General features: G+C 54.4%; 2 rRNA genes (1 of these 2 cut by a window edge). Both read right to left on the bottom strand.

The window, feature by feature from the left end:
- Positions 1-23 precede the first annotated feature (23 nt).
- Positions 24-138 (bottom strand): 5S ribosomal RNA (rrf, locus tag A7A76_RS09970).
- 169 nt (positions 139-307) lie between these two features.
- Positions 308-2,787, bottom strand: a 23S ribosomal RNA gene (locus tag A7A76_RS09965) (it continues 385 nt past the right edge of the window).

The raw sequence follows: 2,787 nt of genomic DNA, 5'->3' as shown, positions 1-2,787 counted from the left end.
GGATCCGGCCTTCGGTGTAAAGCCCCTGGCGATGACCTACTCTTGCATGGCTTAAGCCACACTACCATCGGCGCATATGCGTTTCACTTCCGAGTTCGGGATGGGATCGGGTGGTTCCACACAGCTATTATCACCAGGGAGAGGGTGGAGGGTCGCTGTCTTCGATGGATTGAAGTAGCGCGCACGCTCTCGTTGGGTGCTTTCAACGCGATGGACTGCGTTGTCGGCGAATAGATTGGAATGTAGCGAGTCAGTGTTTGGTCTGGAGTGTCGACGCGTCGTCGAGTCCAAGGCCACTTGAGGTTATATGGTCAAGCCACACGGATCATTAGTACAGGTTAGCTCAATGCATTGCTGCACTTACACACCCTGCCTATCAACCACCTAGTCTTGATGGTTCCTTTAGGGGAGTCGAGCTCCCGGGAGATCTCATCTTGAGGCGCGCTTCCCGCTTAGATGCTTTCAGCGGTTATCGCTTCCGAACATAGCTACCCGGCAGTGCCACTGGCGTGACAACCGGAACACCAGAGGTTCGTCCACTCCGGTCCTCTCGTACTAGGAGCAGCCCCTCTCAAATCTCCAACGCCCACGACAGATAGGGACCGAACTGTCTCACGACGTTCTGAACCCAGCTCGCGTACCACTTTAAATGGCGAACAGCCATACCCTTGGGACCGACTACAGCCCCAGGATGTGATGAGCCGACATCGAGGTGCCAAACACCGCCGTCGATATGAACTCTTGGGCGGTATCAGCCTGTTATCCCCGGAGTACCTTTTATCCGTTGAGCGATGGCCCTTCCATACAGAACCACCGGATCACTAAGACCTACTTTCGTACCTGCTTGATCCGTCGATCTTGCAGTCAAGCACGCTTATGCCTTTGCACACAGTGCGCGATGTCCGACCGCGCTGAGCGTACCTTCGTGCTCCTCCGTTACACTTTGGGAGGAGACCGCCCCAGTCAAACTACCCACCATACATGGTCCCCGACCCGGATAACGGGCCCAGGTTAGAACGTCAAGCACGACAGGGTGGTATTTCAAGGATGGCTCCACCACAGCTAGCGCCATGGTTTCATAGCCTCCCACCTATCCTACACAGACGAACTCAACGTTCAATGTAAAGCTATAGTAAAGGTTCACGGGGTCTTTCCGTCTTGCCGCGGGAACGCTGCATCTTCACAGCGATTTCAATTTCACTGAGTCTCGGGTGGAGACAGCGCCGCTGTCGTTACGCCATTCGTGCAGGTCGGAACTTACCCGACAAGGAATTTCGCTACCTTAGGACCGTTATAGTTACGGCCGCCGTTTACTGGGGCTTCGATCAAGAGCTTCGCCTTGCGGCTGACCCCATCAATTAACCTTCCAGCACCGGGCAGGCGTCACACCCTATACGTCCACTTTCGTGTTTGCAGAGTGCTGTGTTTTTGATAAACAGTCGCAGCGGCCTGGTCACTGCGGCCCCTCTCAGCTATGAACCAAAAGGGGCGCACCTTCTCCCGAAGTTACGGTGCTATTTTGCCTAGTTCCTTCACCCGAGTTCTCTCAAGCGCCTGAGAATTCTCATCCTGCCCACCTGTGTCGGTTTACGGTACGGTCTGCGTAAGCTGAAGCTTAGGAGCTTTTCCTGGAAGCGTGATATCAGCAGCCTAGCCCTAATGGGCCGGTCCTTAGTCTCAACGTTGCCCCCCCGGATTTGCCTAAGGGGACCGCCTCAACTCTCTCACCAGGACAACCAACGCCTGGCCTGCCTAACCTTCTCCGTCCCTCCATCGCACTTACGCGAGGTGCAGGAATATTAACCTGCTTCCCATCGACTACGCATTTCTGCCTCGCCTTAGGGGCCGACTCACCCTGCGTCGATTAACGTTGCGCAAGGAAACCTTGGGCTTTCGGCGTGCGGGCTTTTCACCCGCATTATCGTTACTCATGTCAGCATTCGCACTTCCGATACCTCCAGCAGACTTCTCAATCCACCTTCATCGGCTTACGGAACGCTCCTCTACCGCGCACACATAAGTGTGCACCCCAAGCTTCGGTTCATCGCTTAGCCCCGTTAAATCTTCCGCGCAGACCGACTCGACCAGTGAGCTATTACGCTTTCTTTAAAGGGTGGCTGCTTCTAAGCCAACCTCCTGGCTGTCTGTGCCTTTCCACATCGTTCACCACTTAGCGATGAATTTGGGACCTTAGCTGTGGGTCTGGGTTGTTTCCCTTTTCACGACGGACGTTAGCACCCGCCGTGTGTCTCCCATACAGTCCGTCTTGGTATTCGGAGTTTGCCATGGTTTGGTAAGTCGCAATGACCCCCTAGCCATAACAGTGCTCTACCCCCAAGAGGATACATATGAGGCGCTACCTAAATAGCTTTCGAGGAGAACCAGCTATCTCCGGGTTCGATTAGCTTTTCACTCCTAATCACACCTCATCCCCTACCTTTGCAACGGGAGTGGGTTCGGGCCTCCAGTTGATGTTACTCAACCTTCACCCTGGGCATGACTAGATCACCCGGTTTCGGGTCTACTGCCCGCGACTATGCGCCCTTATCAGACTCGGTTTCCCTTCGCCTCCCCTATACGGTTAAGCTTGCCACGAACAGTAAGTCGCTGACCCATTATACAAAAGGTACGCAGTCACCCTTGCGGGCTCCTACTGCTTGTACGCACACGGTTTCAGGATCTATTTCACTCCCTTCACCAGGGTTCTTTTCGCCTTTCCCTCACGGTACTGGTTCACTATCGGTCGGTCAGGAGTATTTAGCCTTGGAGGATGGTCCCCCCATATTC

It is taken from the genome of Lysobacter enzymogenes, assembly GCF_017168095.1.
In the GTDB taxonomy this organism is placed as follows: Bacteria; Pseudomonadota; Gammaproteobacteria; order Xanthomonadales; family Xanthomonadaceae; genus Lysobacter; species Lysobacter enzymogenes_D.
The sequence above is the reverse complement of the archived record's forward strand: the minus strand, read 5'-3'. Positions and strand labels throughout refer to the sequence as shown.